This window comes from Streptomyces sp. NPDC053431 (assembly GCF_044544925.1).
In the GTDB taxonomy this organism is placed as follows: domain Bacteria; phylum Actinomycetota; class Actinomycetes; order Streptomycetales; family Streptomycetaceae; genus Streptomyces.
Genome location: NZ_JBITXX010000009.1, coordinates 274,967 through 295,351, shown reverse-complemented (window position 1 = coordinate 295,351; position 20,385 = coordinate 274,967). Strand labels below are relative to the sequence as shown.

Genomic DNA, 20,385 nt, shown 5'->3' with positions numbered 1-20,385 from the left:
TCCCAACATGCCCCGGACGCACGTTTCCCCTGGAGGGTGGCCGTCGTTGGGCTGAGCGTGACACTTGTACTGAAGCGGGCGGGGTACGCGCTCGCCGTCGCGGCCCTCCTCGCGGGCCTCGCGGGCTGCACCGGACCGGACGGCGGCGGGGGAGTGGATCTCACTCAGCCGGGCGAGGCACGGGCGCCCGGCGACGTGATCCGGGTGAGCCCGGAGGACGGCAGCCGCGGGGTGCCGGCCGACGGCCCCCTGGAGATCGAGGTGGACAGCGGGCGCCTGGAGCGGGTGCGCGTCGCCCAGGTGGAGGACGCGCAGCGGACCGAGGTCGCGGGCGAGATCTCCGCGGACGGGCTGCGCTGGCGCCCCCGGGCCGGCACCCGGCTCGCGCTCGCCGCCAAGTACAGCGTGGACGCGGTCGCGCTCGACGGGCACGGCCGCCGCTCGGCCCGGCACACCACCTTCACGACCGTCGTCCCCGAGCACCGCTTCATCGGCTACTTCAAACCGGAGAACCGCTCCACGGTCGGCACCGGGATGATCGTCTCCTTCTCCTTCAACCGGGAGATCGAGAACCGCGCGGAGGTCGAGCGGGCCATCCGGGTCACCTCCGACCCGCCGGTGGAGGTGGTCGGCCACTGGTTCGGCAAGGACCGGCTCGACTTCCGCCCCGCCGCGTACTGGCAGCCGGGCACCGAGGTCACCGTCGAGCTCGCGCTGCGCGACGTCGAGGGGGCGCCGGGCGTGTACGGCATCCAGCGCAAGACGGTCGGCTTCAGGGTGGGCCGCTCGCAGGTCTCGCTCGTCGACGCCGAGAAGCACACCATGGAGATCCGCCGGGACGGCGAGGTGCTCACCACCCTGCCGGTCACGGCCGGGGCGCCGAAGACCACCACGTACAACGGGAAGATGGTGGTCACCGAGTTGTACGACGTGACGCGGATGGACGGACGGACCGTCGGCTTCGGCGGCGAGTACGACATCAAGGACGTGCCGCACGCCATGCGGCTCACCGACTCCGGCACCTTCCTGCACGGCAACTACTGGGCCTCGGCCTCCACCTTCGGCTCGGCCAACGTCAGCCACGGCTGCGTCGGCCTCAGGGACGTGAAGGGCGGCGGCGCGGACACCCCGGCCGGCTGGTTCTTCGACCGGACGCTCGTCGGCGACGTCGTGGAGGTGGTGAACTCGCGCGACAAACAGGTCGCTCCCGACAACGGGCTGGGCGGCTGGAACATGGAGTGGAGCCGCTGGAAGGCGGGTTCCGCGCTGGGCTGAGGCGGCCCGGCAGGCCAGGGGCGTGCGAAGGGCCGCCGTACCACGCCAACTGGGACTGAACGGTGACATTCGCGAGGAACTTTCGTGTCCTCCGGTGTGATTATCTAACGCCGTGTGCGCGAGAGGATGCGCACGGGGGTGGGGCCCAGGCAGTGCCGGGTCGTGCGAGGGGAGAAGACCATAGTGAACGGGCAGCCGATATCCGGGACGACCGCCGGACGAAGCCGCCGTGGCGCTCGCCTGGGGGCGCTGGCGACGGGGACTCTGCTCCTCGTCCTCACCGCGTGCGGGGGCGGTGGCACGGGAAGCGGCGACGCCAAGGGCGGCCAGGACTCCGGCGGCGCCGGGGGGAAGCAGGAGATCGCGGCCTCCCAGGCCGTCGTGACGGTCGCTCCGAAGGACGGCGCCGACTCGGTCGCCACCAGCGGCGCGCTGAAGGTGACCGCCGAGCAGGGCAAGCTGACCACGGTCACCGTCGCCGACACCGAGGGCAACGCGGTCGAGGGCAAGCTGTCCGCCGACGGCAGCAGCTGGGAGCCGCTCGGCCACCTGGCCGCGAGCACCCAGTACAAGGTGCACGCGATCGCCAAGGACGCCGAGGGCCGTGAGTCGGCGAAGGACACCACCTTCTCCACCCTCACCCCGAAGAACACCTTCGTCGGCCACTACAAGCCGGAGAACGGCGAGACCGTCGGCGTCGGCATGCCGGTCTCCATCAACTTCACCCGCGGCATCACCAACCCGGAGGCCGTCGAGCACGCCATCAAGGTGACGGCGGAGCCGGCGGTCGAGATCGAGGGCCACTGGTTCGGCAACGACCGGCTCGACTTCCGGCCGAAGGAGTACTGGGCCGCGGGCACCAAGGTGACGGTCAAGCTCAACCTGGACGGCGTCGAGGGCCGTCCCGGCGTGTACGGCAAGCAGAAGAAGACCTTCACCTTCACCATCGGCCGCCGTCAGGTCTCCACGGTGGACGCCTCCGCGCACACGATGAAGATCGAGCGCGACGGCACCGTCATCAAGACCCTGCCGATCACCGCGGGCGCGCCGTCCACGACCACGTACAACGGTCAGATGGTCATCAGCGAGAAGTACAAGGTGACCCGCATGAACGGCGCCACCGTCGGCTTCGGCGGCGAGTACGACATCAAGGACGTGCCGCACGCCATGCGCCTGTCCACCTCGGGCACCTTCGTGCACGGCAACTACTGGGCCTCGTCCTCGACGTTCGGCTCCGCCAACGTCAGCCACGGCTGCGTCGGTCTTCGCGACGCGCGCGGCGCGGGGGACAGCTCGACCCCGGCGGCCTGGTTCTACGACCACTCGCTCATCGGTGACGTCGTCATCGTGAAGAACTCGAAGGACAAGCAGATCCAGCCGGACAACGGCCTCAACGGCTGGAACATGTCCTGGTCGGAGTGGAAGGCGTAACCACGCCCGCGTCGAGGGCCCCGGTGCTGTGAGCAACAGCACCGGGGCCCGATGCGTTAACGGCGACTAACCTTCGGACCATGACTGTGAACCTCGAAGTCGCCGAAGGCGTCGGCACGATCCGCCTCGACCGCCCCCCGATGAACGCCCTGGACATCGCCACCCAGGACCGGCTGCGCGAGCTGGCCCAGGAGGCGACCGACCGCGACGACGTGCGGGCCGTGATCCTCTACGGCGGCGAGAAGGTGTTCGCGGCCGGCGCGGACATCAAGGAGATGCAGGTCATGGACCACGCGGCCATGATCAAGCGGTCCCGGGCGCTCCAGGACTCCTTCACCGCGGTCGCCCGTATCCCCAAGCCGGTCGTCGCGGCCGTCACCGGCTACGCGCTCGGCGGCGGCTGCGAGCTCGCGCTCTGCGCCGACTACCGGATCGCCGCGGACAACGCGAAGCTGGGCCAGCCCGAGATCCTCCTCGGCCTCATCCCGGGGGCCGGCGGCACCCAGCGCCTGTCCCGCCTCGTCGGTCCCTCCAAGGCCAAGGACCTCATCTTCACCGGTCGCATGGTGAAGGCGGACGAGGCCCTCCAGCTCGGCCTGGTCGACCGGGTCGTCCCGGCGGCCGAGGTCTACGAGCAGGCCCACGCCTGGGCCGCCAAGCTCGCCCAGGGTCCGGCCATCGCGCTGCGCGCCGCCAAGGAGGCGATCGACCAGGGTCTGGAGGCGGACATCGACACGGGCCTCGCCATCGAGCGCAACTGGTTCGCCGGCCTGTTCGCCACCGAGGACCGTGAGCGCGGCATGCGCAGCTTCGTGGAGGAGGGCCCGGGGAAGGCCAAGTTCCTCTGAAATCCGCGCATTTCCGACCGGGCTCGCCTGACGTCGGCACATGCCAGAGGCAGCCCGGTGGAGTTGTCGGTTCCGGGGGAGGTGAATCCCCCGGAACGGCCCCGCGTCCCGCTCCGTGCGGCCATGATGGGGGGCATGGCGGGCCTGGAGGGTATGGATCAACCGCGGCAGCGCGGCGGTGCGACCGCCGCACGGTGGGTACCGGCCGCTGAGGACGAACAGGCCGCGGAAGCACTGCACTTGTACGGGAACCCGGCCGAGGAGGACGTGCGGCTGCCGTCCCGTCCCGAGTCCGCCGCGGTCGCCCGCCGGCTCACGCAGTGGGTCGTGCTGCGGCACTGGACGCTCACCCCGCAGATCGCCGAGCATGCGGTGCTGCTCGTCTCCGAACTCGTCGGCAACGCCGTCCGGCACACCGGCGCCCGCGTCTTCGCCCTCCGCATGCTCCGCCGCCGCGGCTGGATCCGCGTCGAGGTCCGCGATCCCTCGCGGGGCCTGCCCTGTCTGATGCCGGTCCACGAACTCGACACGAGCGGCCGCGGCCTCTTCCTCGTCGACAAGCTCTCCGACCGGTGGGGCGTGGACCTGGCCCCCCGCGGCAAGACGACCTGGTTCGAGATGCGGGTCAGCGACCGCTGAGCGGAGCGACGACCGCCGGTCCGGCCCCGGACGCACGAAAGCCCCCGTCCGCCGTGGTGGGGCGCTGGGGGGCTTCCGTGTGGAGCGCCGTGGAATAGGGGGGGTGTATCCACGGCCGCTTGGACGACCTGGCCCGGGTCAATGGGGGTCGTGTCTCCGACTATGGCAGACAGGTGGCCTTACCGCCAAAAGTCCCTACTGGGGCAGAGTAGGTCAAATGCGGACAGTTTACCGATGAAACGTTGGTGACCTAGAGCACGCACCTTGCAAAGCATGAATAAATATGGGGTTCATCGGGTGTTTCCTTGAGTCGTCCGCATGGTGGACGGTCGCGCGCGACCCGCAAACGTCCTGAATCGGACCAATCATTATTTTTCCGGCCTATCGGCTCTTAAATGGTCCCGTGATGCCGACCGACCGCCGCGGTGCCCTCCGGGCCGGCGCGGCCACCGCCCTCGCGGGAGCCCTCGCCACCGCCTGCGGTACGGAGCCCAGCCCCGCGCCCCGCCCCCAGGGCCCCGCCCCCGCCGCCCCCGTCGCCGCCCCCGCGCCCCGCCAGTGGCCCGGCCGCCCCGTCGAGATCGTGAACGGCCCCCGTGACCGGCCCCGGGTCGCCCTCACCTTCCACGGCCAGGGCGACCCCGCCCTCGCCCGCGCCCTCCTCGACCAGGCCGAACGGCACCGCGCCCGGATCACCGTCCTCGCCGTCGGCGACTGGCTCGACCGGCACCCCGAGCTGGCCCGCCGCATCCTCGACGGCGGCCACGACCTCGGCAACCACACCCAGCGCCATCTCGACGTCAACGCCATGAGCGAGTCCGAGGCCTACGCCGAGATCGAGGGCTGCGCCCGCCGGCTGCGCCGCCTCACCGGCTCCATCGGCACCTGGTTCCGGCCCTCCCGCACCCAGCACGCCGCCGAGACCGTCCGGCACGCCGCCCGCCGCGCCGGATACCCGCACGTCCTCTCCTACGACGTCGACTCCCTCGACTTCACCTCCCCCGGCCCCGGCGCCGTCGTCGCCAACGTCACCGGAAGCGTCCGGAACGGATCGGTCGTCAGCCTCCACCTCGGCTACCCGGACACCGTCGCCGCGCTGCCCCTCCTCCTCGCCGACCTCGACCGCCGCGGCCTCTCCGCGGTGACCACCACGGAGCTGCTGAGCTGATGCCGACCCCCGCCCCCCGAACGAAGACCCTGGCCGCCGCCCTGCTGCTCGCCCTCGGCCTCGCCGCGTGCGGCTCCCCCCGGCCCGCCGACCCCGGCGGCGGCACCAAGAAGGCCGCCGCGCTCCCCGCCGTGCCCAAGCCGGCCGCCGCCCCCGCCGGGCTGCCCGGGATGCCGCCACTGCTCCGGTCCGACGACGTCTACGCGGCCGACCGGCCGAACCAGCTCTCCCCGGTCGTCAAGGACTTCCCCTCCCGGATCTACGTCCCCAACACCAACTCCAACACCGTCACCGTCATCGACCCCGCGACCTACAAGGTCGTCGAGACCATCCCCGTCGGCGTGCAGCCGCAGCACGTCGTCCCCTCCTGGGACCTGAAGACCCTCTGGGTCAACAACAACCGCGGTCACACGCTCACCCCGATCGACCCGGCCACCGGCGTCGCCGGCAAGCCGGTCGAGGTGCACGACCCGTACAACCTCTACTTCACGCCGAACGGCAAGTACGCGATCGTCATGGCCTCGCTCGACCGCGAGCTCGTCTTCCGCGACCCCCACACCATGGAACGGATGAAGACCGTCCCGGTCAGCTGTTACGGCGTCAACCACGCCGACTTCTCCGCCGACGGGCGCTACTTCGTCGTCTCCTGCGAGTTCTCCGGCGAGCTGCTCAAGGTCGACACCGAGAAGATGGAGGTCATCGGGCAGCAGAAACTGCCCTTCCAGGGCGCCATGCCGCAGGACGTCAAGATCTCCCCCGACGGCAGGACCTTCTACATCGCCGACATGATGGCCCACGGCATGTGGGTCCTCGACGGCGAGAAGTTCACGACCCCTCAGCTCCTGCCCACCGGCAAGGGCTGCCACGGCCTCTACGTCTCCCGCGACTCCAAGGAGATGTACGTCTCCAACCGCGGCGAGGGCTCCGTCTCCGTCTTCGACTTCACCCGGAACAAGCTCACCAAGAAGTGGTGGCTCCCCGACGGCGGATCCCCCGACATGGGCGGCGTCTCCGCCGACGGCAAGGTCCTGTGGCTCTCCGGCCGTTACGACTCCGAGGTCTACGCGCTCGACACCGCCACCGGGAAGCAGCTGGCCCGCATCCCGGTCGGCAGCGGCCCGCACGGCCTGGCGGTCTACCCCCAGCCCGGCCGCTACTCCCTCGGTCACACGGGCATCTTCCGCTAGGTCGACCCAGGGCGGGGGCCGGTCCGCCGGACCGGCTTCAGCCCGCGACGAGCAGCAGCTCCGCGCCCACCGGGCGGTACCCCGCCGCCTGGAAGGTGCGGACGCTGCGCGCGTTGCCGGGACTGTTCTGGGCCCACACCACGGTGTCCGGGGTCAGGTGGCGGGCCGCCGTCGCCAGCGCCCGGCCCAGGCCCCGGTGCCGTACGTCCTCGTCGACCTCGACCGCCACCTCCCAGCGGCCCGCGACGCCCCGGCCCAGGATCAGCACCCCGCCGTCCGCCGCCCACACCCGTACCTCGTCGCGGTACTTCAGCGCCCGCGCCACCCGCGGATGCTCCTGGTCCTCGATCTCCCGCAGCTCGATCCCCGGCTCGCCCGGCAGGGCGGGCGCGACCGTCATCAGGTCGACCGTGTTCGCGTGGCGTCCCGTCCGCGCCGTCAGCGCCGCGTGGAACCGCGGCGTCATGCTCGCCACCAGCGGATCCGTCGACGCCGCCGCCAGCTCGGCCCGGATCCACTCCGGGTCCTCGTCCAGGAACACCACCGAGTGCGCCGTGAACGACAGCACCCCCGCGTCCCGGCCGCTCGGCTGGGGAACGATCGTCGTCGAGCCGTCCGCGGGCGGGAACTCCCCGCGTGCCGCCGCCGCCAGTATCCGTGCCACCTCGCTGCTCATACCGCCATCATCCGTCATGAGCGCGCCCGCTAATCTGACCCCCGACATCGAAGCACCATGAAGGGGCGGAAGCAGTGGCGGACATCGAGTCGGCGCGCACGGCATTCAACAAGTTCGACGTGGACGGGGACGGCTTCATCACGGCCGCCGAGTACAAGCACGTGATGGCCGAGATGGGCGACTTCCACGTGACCGAGACCGTCGCCGAGGCGCTCATCAAGCAGCGCGACGCCAACGGCGACGGCAAGCTCTCCTGGGACGAGTTCTGGTCCCACCTCAGCAAGGCCTGAGCCGACCGGGGCACGGGCGGGCGGAGCCGTACGACCACGCGTACGTACGTGAGCCGCCGTCCGTCCGGCCCCCGGTGACCTCACGGGGCGCCCCTCCCTCCCTGACGCGCGACGATCCGTCAGCGGGAGGACAATGGGAGTGACCCCACCCCCCTCACCCCCCCCATGTCCACTGCCCTGCGGTTGGTACGTCGATTGCTGACGGCGGTGCTCCTGAGCGCGGCGATCAGCGTGGGGCCGGTCGCTCTCTCCCCCCTGACGGCGCTGTTGCCGCGGGCGGCGGCGGCCTCCCTCACCCTCGACCCGGCCACGGGGCCGCCCGGCCGGTACGTGACGCTCCACGGGTCCTTCCCGGCGTGCGGGGAGGCGACGGTCACCTTCGACGGGGCCGGGGTCGGGGGCGCGGTCCACGACCCGGACACCCAGGAGCTCGACGGGTCGTTCACGGTCCCGCAGGACGCGCAGCCGGGCCCGCACCCGGTCACGGTGACCTGCCGACCGGAGGGCACGTCCGCCTCGGCCTCCTTCACGGTGACCGGCGAGCCGGACGGAGGCGGCACGACCACCACCCCGCCGCCCGCCGGGGACCTGACGCTCCGGCTCGTCCCCGACCACGCGTCGATCGGCGACGTCATCGACGTCCAGGGCACGGGCTTCGACGCGTGCTCGCCCCGGACCGTCGACCTCTACGTCGTCGACGGGCCCGACATCGCGTCCGGGATCGAGGTCTCCGAGACCGGCCACTTCTCGTACCAGGAGACCGTCCCGGACCGGACCGCCCCCGACACGTACACCTTCCGGGCCGCGTGCAGCGCGGACCCGTCCCTGTACGCGGACGCCGACCTCGTCGTCGGCGCGCCCGCGCAGCGGTCCCTCGCCCTCGACCCGGGCCAGGGCACCGTGGGGACGACGGTCACGGCGAACGGAAGCGGCTTCTCCTGCCCGGAGGTCCAGCTCCTGTGGGACGGCTCCGAGCAGCTCGCCACCACCCTCGTCGACGCCTCCGGCACCTTCGGCACCGACTTCCCGGTCCCCACGGGCTCGGCCGAAGGCGCGCACCCGGTACGGGCGGTCTGCACGGACGATCCGGAGCAGTACGCCGACGCCACGTTCACGCTCACACCGACGGGCGGGGGGACGGACAACGGGGGCACGCAGAACGGCGGCAACCAGAACGGCGGCACGGACAACGGCGGCACGGACAACGGGGGCACGCAGAACGGCGGCACGAACAGCGGCGGTGGCACCGACGGCGGGGGCGGAGGCGGTGGCGGCGGCTCCGCCACCCCCGTCGGGGTGGTCGTCGGGTCGACGACCGGTGCCGCGTTCGCCCTGGCCGCCGCGGCGGCCGTGTACTTCGGGCGGCTGCACCGCGGGCCCCGCTGGGTGCACAAGCACGTGCGCGCCGCCCTGCGGCCGGCGGGCGGTGCCACGGAGCTGATCGAGGACCGGGGCCCGGGCGAGCCCCCGACCCACACCACCCGGCTCGACCCGCACCCGGACCCCGGCCGGCAGACCCTCGACGAGGAGGAGCGATGACGACGACCACGACCATCCCGCCCCTGACGGCGCCGACGACCGTCCGCTCGTTCCTGCTGGGGCCGGGGGAGGGCCTCGACGGCCCGCTGCGGGCCCGGGGCACGGCGGGGCCGCTGCTCGCCCCGGTCCGGGGCCGCACGACGCCGGCCGCGGACCGGGCCGTCGAGCACGAGCTGGCGACGGTCGTGGACGACTTCCTGGGACTCGACGTGATCGATCTCGCGGCCGGCGGATGGCGCGGCCACTCCGCTCTGAAGGCCGCCGCGCGCCGCACCCGGGACCTGCCGGGCAGCGAGGAGGTCGTGGCGCTCGCGCGCCACCGGATCACGTCGACGCACCGGCCCACCGTCGACCTCTACGTGGACGGCGCGAAGCTCGGCACGGTCGCGGTGGAGCTGAACCTGGTCCTGTGGGTCTCCGGGCTCGTCTGCGTGGTCCGCGACGCGTGTCTGACCGGGGTGCGCTCGGGGGACTGCGCGGTGGACGTGAGCCTCGCCGTGCAGGGCGCGACGGTCGCCGAACGCAAGGGCGGCCGTCTCGACCTCCCCGGGGCCCTGGCCCCCCGCGGCCCGGTCCCCCTCCTCCGGGACGAACCGAGACCCCAGGAGACCCCGACCGTCCCGGGCGCCGGCCTACGGTGACCGGCGCGCGGTGACGGGAGTGCGGTGACCGGCGCGCGGTGATCAGTACGCGGTGACCGGTACGTGCTGATCAGCGCGCGGTGATCAGCACTCGATGATGTTCACCGCGAGGCCGCCGCGGGCCGTCTCCTTGTACTTCACGCTCATGTCCGCGCCGGTGTCCTTCATGGTCTTGATGACCTTGTCGAGGGAGACCAGGTGGCTGCCGTCGCCGCGCATCGACATCTTCGCGGCCGTGACGGCCTTGACCGCCGCCATGCCGTTGCGCTCGATGCACGGGATCTGTACCAGGCCGCCGACCGGGTCGCAGGTCAGGCCCAGGTTGTGCTCCATGCCGATCTCGGCGGCGTTCTCGACCTGCTCCGGGCTGCCGCCCAGGACCTCGGCGAGGGCGCCGGCGGCCATCGAGCAGGCGGAGCCGACCTCGCCCTGGCAGCCGACCTCGGCGCCGGAGATGGAGGCGTTCTCCTTGAAGAGCATGCCGATCGCGCCGGCGGCGAGGAGGAAGCGGACCACCCCGTCCTCGTCGGCCCCGGGCACGAAGTTCATGTAGTAGTGCAGGACCGCGGGGATGATGCCGGCGGCGCCGTTCGTCGGGGCGGTGACCACGCGGCCGCCCGCCGCGTTCTCCTCGTTCACGGCCATCGCGTACAGAGTGATCCACTCCATCGCGTGCGCGGCCGGGTCGCCCTCGGAGCGCAGCTTGCGGGCCGAGGTGGCGGCGCGGCGGCGGACCTTCAGGCCGCCGGGCAGGATGCCCTCGCGGGACATGCCGCGCGAGACGCAGGCCTGCATGACCCGCCAGATCTCCAGGAGGCCCTCGCGGATCTCCTCCTCGGTGCGCCAGGCCTTCTCGTTCTCCAGCATCAGCGAGGAGATCGACAGACCGGTCTCCTTGGTGAGGCGGAGCAGCTCGTCACCGGTGCGGAAGGGGTACTTCAGGACCGTGTCGTCGGGCACGATCGGGTTCTCGCCGGCCACGGCGTCCTCGTCCACGACGAAGCCGCCGCCGACCGAGTAGTACGTCTTCTCCAGGACGAGCGCGCCCTCGGCGTCGTACGCGAAGACCGTCATGCCGTTGGCGTGGTACGGCAGCGCCTTGCGGCGGTGCAGGATCAGGTCGTCGTCGAACGAGAACGGGATCTCGTGGGCGCCGAGCAGGTTGATCCGGCCGCTCTCCTTGATCCGCTCGAACTCGTCGTCGGCGGTCTCCACGTTCACCGTGCGCGGCGAGTGGCCCTCCAGGCCGAGCAGCACCGCCTTCGGGGTGCCGTGGCCGTGGCCGGTCGCGCCGAGGGAGCCGTACAGCTCCGCACGTACCGCGGCCGTGTGGGCGAGGAGCCCCTCGTTCTTCAGCCGGCGGGCGAACATGCGGGCCGCGCGCATCGGGCCCACCGTGTGGGAGCTCGACGGACCGATGCCGATCGAGAACAGGTCGAAGACCGAGATGGCCACGGGGGACTCCTTGTGGGGCTGGACGCCGTTGTCTGCCGGGGTGGTGCAGAACAGCAGGAAGAGCGGGAAGCGCGGAAAAGGGGTGGGGCACCGCGCTCACTGTCCAGTGTGCGCGGTGCCCCGGAGCTTTCGTACGAACGTGCGTCGTAACTAAAGCGTACGAAATTACTTCAGGCCGGGGTACAGCGGGTGCTTCTCGGCGAGAGCCGTGACCCGGGCCTTCAGGGCCTCGGCGTCGAAACCGGGCTTCAGGGTCTCGGCGATGACGTCGGCGACCTCGCGGAAGTCCTCGGCCTGGAAGCCGCGGGTGGCGAGGGCCGGCGTGCCGATGCGCAGGCCGGAGGTGACCATCGGCGGGCGCGGGTCGTTCGGAACGGCGTTCCGGTTGACCGTGATGCCCACCTCGTGGAGCCGGTCCTCGGCCTGCTGGCCGTCGAGCTCCGAGTTCCGCAGGTCGACGAGGAGCAGGTGCACGTCGGTGCCGCCGGACAGGACGGAGACGCCGTGCGCGGTGACGTCGTCCTGGACCAGGCGCTCGGCGATGATGCGGGCGCCGTCCAGGGTGCGCTGCTGGCGCTCCTTGAACTCCTCCGAGGCCGCGACCTTGAAGGAGACGGCCTTGGCCGCGATCACGTGCTCCAGCGGGCCGCCCTGGAAGCCGGGGAAGACCGAGGAGTTCAGCTTCTTCGCGAACTCCTTCTTCGCCAGGATGATGCCGCCGCGCGGGCCGCCGAGCGTCTTGTGCGTGGTGGAGGTCACCACGTCCGCGTACTCGACCGGGTTCGGGTGCAGACCTGCGGCGACCAGGCCCGCGAAGTGGGCCATGTCGACCCACAGGTAGGCCTCGACCTCGTCGGCGATCCGGCGGAACTCGGCGAAGTCCAGCTGGCGCGGGTAGGCGGACCAGCCCGCGATGATCACCTTCGGGCGGTGCTCCTTGGCGAGGCGCTCGACCTCGGCCATGTCGACCAGACCGGCCTCGTCCACGTGGTACGCGACCACGTTGAACTGCTTGCCGGAGAAGTTCAGCCGCATGCCGTGGGTGAGGTGGCCGCCGTGCGCCAGGTCGAGGCCGAGGATCGTGTCGCCGGGCTGGGCGATCGCGAACAGCGCGGCCTGGTTGGCGGAGGCGCCGGAGTGCGGCTGGACGTTGGCGTACTCGGCGCCGAACAGGTCCTTGATCCGGTCGATCGCGATCTGCTCGGCCACGTCGACGTGCTCGCAGCCGCCGTAGTAGCGGCGGCCCGGGTAGCCCTCGGCGTACTTGTTGGTGAGGACCGAGCCCTGGGCCTCCATGACCGCGACCGGAGCGAAGTTCTCCGAGGCGATCATCTCGAGGGTGGACTGCTGACGGCGGAGCTCGGCGTCGACGGCGGCGGCGACGTCCGGGTCCAGCTCGTGGAGAGGGGTGTTCAGAAGCGACATGAATCGATCCCTAGGGGGTCTCGGTTAGCCGGCGGTGAAGGCGGTGTACTCGTCGGCGGTGAGCAGGTCGTCCGGCTCGCCCGCGATGCGCACCTTGAACAGCCAGCCGCCCTCGAACGGGGCGGAGTTCACCAGCGACGGGTCGTCGACGACGTCCTGGTTCGCCTCGGTGACCTCACCGGTCACCGGGGAGTACAGCTCGCTGACGGACTTGGTCGACTCCAGCTCGCCGCACTCCTCGCCGGCGGTCACCGTGGCACCGACCTCGGGGAGCTGGACGTACACGATGTCGCCGAGGGCGTTGGCCGCGTGCTCGGTGATGCCGATCGTGGCGACGCCGTCCTCGACGGCCGACAGCCACTCGTGCTCCTTGCTGTACCGCAGCTGCTGGGGGTTGCTCATGGGGCTGATTCTCCTGGATCGGGGGAGTGCTGATGTACGTGGGTCTTGCGGGGTGAGACGTGTCCTGAGACGAATGCGTCACGTCCGGCGCCGGCGGTGCCGACGCCCCATGATCACTTCTGGCGCTTGTAGAACGGCAGCGCCACGACCTCGTACGGCTCGTGCGCGCCGCGGATGTCGACGCCGACACCCTCGGTGCCCGGCACGGCGAAGGCGGCGTCCACGTACGCCATGGCGATCGGCTTGCCCAGGGTCGGGGACGGGGCGCCGGAGGTGATCTCGCCGATGACCTCGCCGTTCGCGACGACGGACATGCCGGCGCGCGGCACCCGGCGGCCCTCGGCGACCAGGCCGACCAGCTTGCGCGGCGGGGCGGACTCGGCGCGCTCGGCGGCCTTCTCCAGCGCCTCGCGGCCCACGAAGCGGCCCTCGTTCGTGGTCTTCTCGAACTTCACGACCCGGCCCAGGCCGGCGTCGAAGGGGGTGAGCGCGGTGGTCAGCTCGTGGCCGTACAGCGGCATGCCCGCCTCCAGGCGGAGCGTGTCGCGGCAGGACAGGCCGCAGGGGATCAGGCCGACGCCCTGGCCGGCCTCGGTCAGCGCCTGCCACACGCCCTCGGCGTGCTCCGGCTTCAGGAACAGCTCGAAGCCGTCCTCGCCGGTGTAGCCGGTGCGGGCGATCAGCGCGGGGACGCCGGCGACGGTGCCGGGCAGGCCCGCGTAGTACTTCAGCCCGTCCAGGTCGGCGTCGGTGAGGGACTTGAGGATGCCGGGGGACTCCGGGCCCTGGACGGCGATCAGCGCGTACGCGTCGCGGTCGTCGCGGACCTCGGCGTCGAATCCCCCGTGAGCTGCCGCGCGGGCCACGAGCGCGTCGAGGACGACCTGGGCGTTGGAGGCGTTCGCGACGACCATGTACTCCGTCTCGCCGAGGCGGTAGACGATCAGGTCGTCGAGGATGCCGCCGTCCTCCTGGCAGATCATCGTGTAGCGGGCGCGGCCGTTGCCCACGGTGGAGATGTTGCCGACCAGGGCGTAGTCCAGGAGGTCCACGGCCTGCGGGCCCGTGACGGTGATCTCGCCCATGTGGGAGAGGTCGAAGAGGCCGGCCCGCGTGCGCACGGCGTTGTGCTCGTCGCGCTCGCTGGCGTAGCGCAGCGGCATGTCCCAGCCGGCGAAGTCGGTCATGGTCGCGCCCAGCGAACGATGCAGCGCATCGAGGGCGGTCAGACGGGGGGCAGTGCTCATGGGGTGGCTCCCGGGTCCCAGGGCGTGCAGGGCACGACGTGCATGACGGTGAGGACGATCCTCCCCATCTGTCATGGAACCTGAGAGGTTCACCGAGGGCATCCTCGGCTTGCACCTTGGGTGGGGACGCGACAGGGCGACCCGCTTTTCAGATCTGCCTCATCCACGCGGTACGGGGCCTGAGAGATTCAAGGGAGGTGCTTGCTCCTTCGGCGCCCGGGCGCACGGTGTGCCCCGGGACTCTCCCGCGCGGATTCGAGCGGCCGGTATGCGGTTGTGGGCGCTCGTGCGAGCGCCTGGCGCGCTCATCATTGCACGGCGGGTCCGCGCGGCAAATCGCTTGCGTCTCATTACCGTTTCTTTACACTTTATGGGCAAGGGTCTTTCGCGGACCCGACGGGGGGAGTGAGCGATGACGATCCAGCGCACCGGCGCCTACGCCACGAGTGCGGGCATACCCGTCCAGCGCGCGGGCGCCCGGGCCCGCGCCCGCACCCGCCGCCGCGTGCGGCTGCTGCGCGACCTGCGCGAGCGCGGCGGACGCAGTCCCCGGGTGCTCAGCTTCGCGGCCGGCGACGTGGTGGTGGTCTCCGGGCTGCCCGGGGCCGGCAAGTCGACGCTCATGCGCCGCGCCGCCGAGGGCCGCGCCGTCGACTCGCAGGACACCCGTGAGCGCTGGGAGGCCCGGCTGCCCCGCCTGCTGCCGTACGCGGTCTACCGCCCGCTGGCCCGCCTCGCCCACTACGCGGGCCTCCGCCGCGCCCTGCGTTCCGGCGCCGGCGTCGTCGTGCACGACTGCGGCACCCAGGCCTGGGTGCGCGGCTGGCTCGCCCGCGAGGCCCGGCGCCGCGGCGCGGCCCTGCACCTGATCCTGCTCGACGTCGACCCCGAGACCGCCCGGTCCGGCCAGCGCGAGCGCGGCCGGGGCGTCTCCGGCTACGCCTTCGCCCGGCACCGCCGGGCCGTCGGGCGCCTGGTCCGCACCGCCGAGGCCGGCGCCCTGCCGCCCGGCTGCGCCTCCGTCACCCTGCTCGACCGGGACGCGGCCGACACCCTGCGGAGGATCGGCTTCCGCGACGTGTCCTGAACCACTCCCGCCCTTTCACGCGTCCTTTTCGGTCACGGAGGTGCCGAGCCGCCGTTAAGGTGCTGACCGCACCGAGTGCCGGAAGGGGACGACAGAACCGTGGACGTGACGTGGCCGGGCAATGAGCTCGAGGAAGTACTGGCCGCCTCGCTCGGCAACCCCGGCGCCGGCGCCAGGCTGGTCGAGGTCCTCGGGCGCAGCCCCGTCTGGGTGCCCCTGCCCAACGGCGGCGGCCCCGACAGCCCCGAGCTCGACCTGCCCACCCTGGAGATCGAGGGCTCCCCGTACGTGCCCGTCTTCAGCTCCGAGCAGCAGTTCCTCGCCGTCGCCGGCGAGCACATGTCGTACACCGTGGCCCCCGCCCGTGACTTCGCCCGCGGTCTGCCGCCGCAGCTCGGCATCGCCGTGAACCCCGGCGGCACCGTCGGCGTCCCGCTGCCCCCGCCCGCCGTCGCCGAGCTCTGCCGGTCCGGCCGCACCGCCCTCGACGGGCCCGCCAGCGGCGGCCGCGTCCGCCTCTTCGAGCCCGACTGGCAGGACGACCCGGTCGACTTCCTCGCCGCCGCCTCCGCCGAGTTCGAGGCCACCGGCGTGGTCGCCACCGCCCGCCGCACGCTGGCCAGCGTCGAGGGCACCGAACCCGCCCTCTTCGTCGGCGTGCAGCTCACCGGCCCCGAGGCCGACCGCAACGCGCCGCTCGACGCCCTCGGCCGCGCCCTCGGCCGGGTCGAGGTCGCCTGGCCGGTCAACCTCATCCTGCTCGACGTGGCCCAGGACCCGGTGGGGGACTGGATGCTGGAGAAGGTGCGCCCCTTCTTCCAGCGCGCCGCCGTGTGACGGCCCCCCTGTTTAAGCTGAACTGATTCAGAAGTCGTTCGGAGCGATCCGGACGCCGATCCAGACCGCGTGACGGAAAAGAGGGGCGGAACCCACGGTGAGCGCGTCAGGCACCGCTGCGGCCGGGAAGGTCGAGCACACGCTGCGCCAGGTGGCGCCCGGGCGCCACGACGCCTACGAGGAACTGCTGCACGCCCTCACCGGCGGCGAGGTCTGGATGCTGCTCTGGCAGGGCGGCCCCGGCTCGCCCGACGCGCAGTACGGGAACATGGAGGTCGACGGCTACGGCTACGCGCCCTGTGTGACCTCCGCCCAGGAGCTCGCCGCCTCCGGCTGGAACCGCGCCCACGAGGTCGTCGCCGGTCTGGACATCGCCCGCGCCCTCTACCCCGACCGCTGGGGCCTCTGGCTCAATCCGCACGCCCCCGGCGGCGGTGTCGGCATCCCCTGGGCCGATCTGCGCCGCGTCGCCACCGGTCTGGGCCGGATGCCCGCCGGCCCCCTGCGGCTCTCCGAACCCGCGGTCGAGATCCCGCAGTTCTACGCCCTGCTCACGCAGAACGCCCACCGCACCCCGGCCGTCCGCTCCTTGCGCCGCGCCTGGGTGCAGCCCGTGATCGGCTCCCCGTACCTCGCCATCGGCCTCGACCTGTACGACTCCTCGCCGGCCTCCGTCGAGGCGGTCCGGGCGATGATGCACCGCACGGTGGCCGCCGTCCCCGACGGCCTGCCGGTCTCCACGGTCGCCATGTCCGACACGTACGACCCGGTCGCGATGTGGCTGCAGGCCCACGCGCGCCCCTTCTACGACCGTGACGCGCACGCCGCCCCGGCGGCTCCGCCCGCCCCCGGCTACGGCTACCCCCCGGCCGCGCCCCGCACGTACTGAAACGTCCCTTTCCGGCCTTCCTGCCCCCCTCGCCGCCCGCCCTGTCACCCCTATACGCTCACGCGCGGCAGGAGTTGGGGCACATGTCCGATCTGGTCGAATAGCGGCCGAGATGGTCCGCTCACGCGCGCGCGACGTCCGGATAACGGAAGACAACGCACCGCATCACGTTTGAGCAAACATTCCCCGCGGGGTCTGGCGGGTGATCGCGGGCGCATTGAAGACTCCCCGGAACACCAGGCGTTCGGCCCCTCAGGGCCGGTGCCAGCAGTTGTTCCACCGAGCCGCTACCCGCGGCGGGCAAGGGCCGGCGACCCGGCGGCCGAGAGGGGTCCTCACCACGATGACGGCACCACTGCACGAGACGAGTGCGGCCGAAGACGCCGCCGCCGTCGACGCCGTGCCCGACGCGCCGGCCAAGGCGATCGAGGGCCGTTCCCCCTGGCAGATCGCGTGGGCCAGGCTCAAGCGCGACAAGCTCGCCCTCGCGGGCGCGTTCATCGTCATCTTCCTGGTCCTGGTCGCGATCTTCGCCCCGGTCATCGTCGGCCTCCTCGGCCACCCGCCGGACGAGTTCCACGAGGACCAGATCGACCCGCTGTTCGGCACTCCGATCGGCTCCTGGGGCGGCGTGAGCTCCGACTTCCTCTTCGGGGTCGAGCCGGTCAACGGCCGCGACGTCTTCAGCCGGATCGTCTACGGCGCCCGGATCTCGCTGCTCGTCGCCTTCCTGGCCGCCCTCTTCGCGGTGGCCCTCGGCACCGTCCTCGGCATCATCGCCGGCTACTTCGGCGGCTGGATCGACGCGGCGCTCAGCCGGGTCATGGACGTGATGCTCGCCTTCCCGCAGCTGCTCTTCACCATCGCGCTGGTCTCGGTGCTGCCCAACCAGCTCCTCGGCCTCGACGGCTCGGGCGTCCGCATCGCCGCCCTGGTCCTCGTGATCGGCTTCTTCGGCTGGCCGTACGTCGGCCGCATCGTCCGCGGCCAGACCCTCAGCCTGCGCAACCGCGAGTACGTGGAGGCCGCGCAGAGCCTCGGCGCCGGCCGGTTCTACATCCTGCGCCGTGAGCTGCTGCCCAACCTGATCGCCCCGATCACCGTCTACGCGACGCTGATGATCCCCACCAACATCCTCACCGAAGCGGCGCTCAGCTTCCTCGGCGCGGGTGTGAAGCCGCCCACGGCCTCCTGGGGCCAGATGCTCTCGACGGCCATCACGACCTACGAGTCGGACCCGCTGTTCATGGTGATCCCCGGCCTCGCGATCTTCATCACCGTGCTTGCGTTCAACCTCTTCGGCGACGGCGTGCGCGACGCGCTCGACCCGAAGGGCTCCCGCTGACCGTACGCCGTTCACCGCAAGACCAGCCCCTGCCGCTGTCGACAGGAGGCACATCCCCCAACGGCGGACCACCGTAACGGCCGCCACTACTTCGGAGGTTGCTCGACCATGACTCTGAACAGCTCCCAGAGGCGCAGAATCGCCGCGGGCGCGCTGCTCGCCGCGGCCACGATGGTCGTCACCACCGCCTGTGGCGGCGGCAACGGCGGCAGCGGTGGCGGCAAGGGCAAGGACGGCGCGGCCGGCTTCAACGCCGGTGTGAACCAGGTCGCCAGCCCCTCCGACAAGAAGGGCGGCGAGCTGAAGTTCATCGGCTCGCAGGAGGCCGACAGCTGGGACCCGCAGCGCGGCTACTACGGCTTCGTCTGGGACTTCCAGCGCTACTTCACGCGTCAGCTGGTCACCTTCAAGGCCGAGCCGGGCGCCGCCTCCACCGAGCTGGTCCCCGACCTCGCCACCGACGCCGGCAAGGTCTCGGCCGACGGCCTCACCTACACCTTCACGCTGAAGGACGGCGTGAAGTGGGAGGACGGCAAGCCGATCACCTCCAAGGACATCAAGTACGGCATCGAGCGCATCTGGGCCCAGGACGTCATCTCCGGCGGCCCGATCTACCTGCAGCAGGTCCTGGACCCCAAGGGCGAGTACAAGGGCCCGTACAAGGACACCACCGCGGACAAGCTCGGCCTGAAGGCGATCGAGACCCCGGACGACAAGACCATCGTCTTCAAGCTGCCGGTCGCCAACGGTGACTTCCTGCAGATGCTGGCCATGCCGGCCGCCTCCCCGGTCCGCCAGGACAAGGACACCAAGGCCAAGTACGGCCTGGGCGTGTTCTCCTCCGGCCCGTACAAGTGGCAGTCGTACACGCCGAACAAGTCCATGAAGCTCGTCCGCAACGAGAACTGGGACGCCAAGACGGACAACGTCCGCAAGGCGCTGCCGGACACCATCTCCGTCACGTTCACCACGAACGCCGACGACATGGACAACCGCCTGGTCGAGGGCGAGTACGACCTCGACATCAACGCGACCGGTGTCGGCGCCTCCGCCCGCCAGAAGGTGCTCCAGCAGCACAAGGGCAACGTGGACAACCCGCAGACCGGCTTCATCCGGTACGCGGTGTTCCCGCAGACGGTGATCCCGAACATCGAGTGCCGCAAGGCGATCATCTACGCGGCCGACTCCAAGTCCCTCCAGACCGCCCGTGGCGGCCCGCAGGCCGGTGGCGACATCGCCTCCAACATGCTGCCGCCGGCGATCAAGGGTGCCGACCCGAAGGCCGACCCGTACGGCAAGCTCGGTGGCGCGCCCGACCTCGCCAAGGCGAAGGAGGCGCTGAAGAAGTGCGGTCAGCCGAACGGCTTCAAGACCACGATCGCGGTCCGCAACAACAAGAAGATCGAGATCGCCACCGCCGAGTCCCTGCAGCAGTCGCTGAAGGCCGTCGGCATCGACGCCCAGATCGACCAGTTCGACGGCGCCCAGACCTCCGGCATCATCGGTTCGCCGAAGGTGGTCAAGGAGAAGGGCTACGGCATCATCATCATGGGCTGGGGCGCCGACTTCCCGACCGGCCAGGGCTTCCTGCAGCCGCTCGTCGACGGTCGCTTCATCCTGCAGAGCGGTAACAACAACTTCTCCGAGCTGAACGACCCGGCCATCAACGGCCTGTTCGACCAGGCGCTGAAGGAGACCGACCCGAACAAGGCCGGCGAGCTCTACAAGCAGATCAACACGAAGGTCTCGGAGGCCGCGGTCTACCTGCCCTTCACCCACGAGAAGAACATCATCTGGCGCAGCTCGCGACTGACGAACGTCTACACGGCCGACGCCTACAACGGTCGCTACGACTACGCGTCGCTCGGCGTCGTGAAGTAAGCCGAGTCAGAAACCAACTCGCTCCAACGGCGCACCCGCCGCTAGGTCCGAAGGGCAGGTGATGGCCGTGCGCGGCGGCCGGGGGATCCGATCGGGTCCCCCGGCCGCCGACCGGCCGACCGC

Annotated in this window: 19 protein-coding genes and 1 riboswitch; of the genes, 14 read left to right on the top strand and 5 right to left on the bottom strand. The window is 71.4% G+C overall.

Going from position 1 to position 20,385, the window contains the following annotated elements:
• Positions 1-36 precede the first annotated feature (36 nt).
• The 6 genes from ACIGXE_RS22785 to ACIGXE_RS22760 all read left to right on the top strand — a co-directional run bounded on the left by ACIGXE_RS22785 (position 37) and on the right by ACIGXE_RS22760 (position 6,548).
• Entirely contained in the window at positions 37-1,275 is a 1,239-nt protein-coding gene (locus ACIGXE_RS22785; protein WP_399750115.1) for an Ig-like domain-containing protein, read from the top strand.
• A gap of 183 nt (positions 1,276-1,458) precedes the next feature.
• Positions 1,459-2,706, top strand: coding sequence for an Ig-like domain-containing protein (locus ACIGXE_RS22780; RefSeq protein ID WP_399750113.1), 1,248 nt, complete (start codon positions 1,459-1,461; stop codon positions 2,704-2,706).
• 80 nt (positions 2,707-2,786) lie between these two features.
• Positions 2,787-3,554, top strand: a complete 768-nt coding sequence (locus ACIGXE_RS22775; protein WP_399750111.1) for an enoyl-CoA hydratase/isomerase family protein — start codon at positions 2,787-2,789, stop codon at positions 3,552-3,554.
• A gap of 135 nt (positions 3,555-3,689) precedes the next feature.
• A complete protein-coding gene (locus ACIGXE_RS22770; protein WP_399750108.1) occupies positions 3,690-4,193 on the top strand; it encodes an ATP-binding protein in 504 nt (167 codons plus the stop codon).
• 403 nt (positions 4,194-4,596) lie between these two features.
• Positions 4,597-5,361, top strand: a complete 765-nt coding sequence (locus ACIGXE_RS22765) for a polysaccharide deacetylase family protein (RefSeq protein ID WP_399750107.1) — start codon at positions 4,597-4,599, stop codon at positions 5,359-5,361.
• Positions 5,361-6,548 (top strand): hypothetical protein, encoded by a 1,188-nt coding sequence (locus tag ACIGXE_RS22760; protein ID WP_399750105.1) that lies wholly within the window; start codon positions 5,361-5,363, stop codon positions 6,546-6,548. Before ACIGXE_RS22765 ends, ACIGXE_RS22760 begins: the two co-directional genes overlap by 1 nt.
• A gap of 37 nt (positions 6,549-6,585) precedes the next feature.
• Here ACIGXE_RS22760 and ACIGXE_RS22755 read toward each other — a convergent pair whose 3' ends face one another.
• Entirely contained in the window at positions 6,586-7,224 is a 639-nt protein-coding gene (locus tag ACIGXE_RS22755; protein WP_399750103.1) for a GNAT family N-acetyltransferase, read from the bottom strand.
• A gap of 74 nt (positions 7,225-7,298) precedes the next feature.
• On the opposite strand from ACIGXE_RS22755, the gene ACIGXE_RS22750 reads away from it, so the two are divergent.
• The 3 genes from ACIGXE_RS22750 (at position 7,299) to ACIGXE_RS22740 (ending at position 9,694) form a co-directional block, all read left to right on the top strand.
• Positions 7,299-7,514 carry an EF-hand domain-containing protein gene (locus ACIGXE_RS22750; protein ID WP_356068135.1) on the top strand — a complete coding sequence of 72 codons (216 nt, stop codon included), beginning with the start codon at positions 7,299-7,301 and terminating at the stop codon, positions 7,512-7,514.
• Between the two features lie 165 nt (positions 7,515-7,679).
• Positions 7,680-9,053 (top strand): hypothetical protein, encoded by a 1,374-nt coding sequence (locus ACIGXE_RS22745; protein ID WP_399750101.1) that lies wholly within the window; start codon positions 7,680-7,682, stop codon positions 9,051-9,053.
• On the top strand, positions 9,050-9,694 hold the full coding sequence (locus ACIGXE_RS22740) for a hypothetical protein (protein WP_399750099.1): 645 nt from the start codon (positions 9,050-9,052) through the stop codon (positions 9,692-9,694). The genes ACIGXE_RS22745 and ACIGXE_RS22740 overlap by 4 nt, the downstream gene beginning before the upstream one ends.
• Before the next feature lie 84 nt (positions 9,695-9,778).
• Here the strand turns inward: ACIGXE_RS22740 and ACIGXE_RS22735 are convergent, their stop codons facing one another.
• The 4 genes from ACIGXE_RS22735 to gcvT form a co-directional block, all read right to left on the bottom strand.
• Entirely contained in the window at positions 9,779-11,149 is a 1,371-nt protein-coding gene (locus tag ACIGXE_RS22735; protein ID WP_399750097.1) for an L-serine ammonia-lyase, read from the bottom strand.
• Between the two features lie 165 nt (positions 11,150-11,314).
• Entirely contained in the window at positions 11,315-12,574 is a 1,260-nt protein-coding gene (gene glyA, locus ACIGXE_RS22730; RefSeq protein ID WP_399750095.1) for a serine hydroxymethyltransferase, read from the bottom strand.
• Positions 12,575-12,598: 24 nt separating this feature from the next.
• Complete coding sequence (gcvH, locus tag ACIGXE_RS22725; RefSeq protein WP_399750094.1) at positions 12,599-12,976, bottom strand: glycine cleavage system protein GcvH; 378 nt, start codon at positions 12,974-12,976, stop codon at positions 12,599-12,601.
• Between the two features lie 113 nt (positions 12,977-13,089).
• Entirely contained in the window at positions 13,090-14,223 is a 1,134-nt protein-coding gene (gcvT, locus tag ACIGXE_RS22720; RefSeq protein WP_399750092.1) for a glycine cleavage system aminomethyltransferase GcvT, read from the bottom strand.
• A gap of 158 nt (positions 14,224-14,381) precedes the next feature.
• Positions 14,382-14,481, bottom strand: a riboswitch (glycine riboswitch).
• A gap of 154 nt (positions 14,482-14,635) precedes the next feature.
• Here gcvT and ACIGXE_RS22715 point away from each other — a divergent pair.
• The 5 genes from ACIGXE_RS22715 to ACIGXE_RS22695 all read left to right on the top strand — a co-directional run bounded on the left by ACIGXE_RS22715 (position 14,636) and on the right by ACIGXE_RS22695 (position 20,262).
• The gene (locus ACIGXE_RS22715) at positions 14,636-15,310 is read left to right on the top strand and encodes an AAA family ATPase (protein WP_399750091.1); all 675 of its coding nucleotides are present in this window, start codon (positions 14,636-14,638) and stop codon (positions 15,308-15,310) included.
• Between the two features lie 99 nt (positions 15,311-15,409).
• A complete protein-coding gene (locus tag ACIGXE_RS22710) occupies positions 15,410-16,147 on the top strand; it encodes an enhanced serine sensitivity protein SseB (RefSeq protein ID WP_399750089.1) in 738 nt (245 codons plus the stop codon).
• A gap of 97 nt (positions 16,148-16,244) precedes the next feature.
• Positions 16,245-17,036 (top strand): enhanced serine sensitivity protein SseB C-terminal domain-containing protein, encoded by a 792-nt coding sequence (locus ACIGXE_RS22705; RefSeq protein ID WP_399750087.1) that lies wholly within the window; start codon positions 16,245-16,247, stop codon positions 17,034-17,036.
• Between the two features lie 343 nt (positions 17,037-17,379).
• Positions 17,380-18,381: an ABC transporter permease gene (locus ACIGXE_RS22700; protein ID WP_399750085.1), complete on the top strand. Its 1,002-nt coding sequence runs from the start codon at positions 17,380-17,382 to the stop codon at positions 18,379-18,381.
• Positions 18,382-18,489: 108 nt separating this feature from the next.
• Positions 18,490-20,262 carry an ABC transporter substrate-binding protein gene (locus tag ACIGXE_RS22695; RefSeq protein WP_399750083.1) on the top strand — a complete coding sequence of 591 codons (1,773 nt, stop codon included), beginning with the start codon at positions 18,490-18,492 and terminating at the stop codon, positions 20,260-20,262.
• The last annotated feature ends 123 nt before the right edge of the window (positions 20,263-20,385 follow it).